This is a genomic window from Bacillus paramycoides, assembly GCF_001884235.1.
In the GTDB taxonomy this organism is placed as follows: Bacteria; Bacillota; Bacilli; order Bacillales; family Bacillaceae_G; genus Bacillus_A; species Bacillus_A paramycoides.
Map to the genome: position 1 here is coordinate 1 of NZ_MAOI01000016.1, position 204 is coordinate 204.

Sequence of the window (204 nt, forward strand, 5' to 3'; positions counted from 1 at the left end):
AAGAAGTAAGCAAAGCAACAGGCTGGAAATATGAATTCAAAGATTTAGCAGCATATGATGCAGAAGGTAAGGCATACAAGTATGAAGTGAAAGAACAACCAATCGACGGATACAAATCCGAAGTGAAAGGTTATGACATCACAAATACAAAAGTAGGCGAAACAAAAGTAGAAGGAACGAAGACATGGAAAGACGATAACGCAA

General features: G+C 37.7%; 1 protein-coding gene. It reads left to right on the plus strand.

What is annotated here, in order from left to right; genetic code table 11:
- On the plus strand, nucleotides 1-204 hold a 204-nt coding region (locus BAU28_RS02385), incomplete at both ends, for a Cna B-type domain-containing protein (RefSeq protein WP_116500276.1).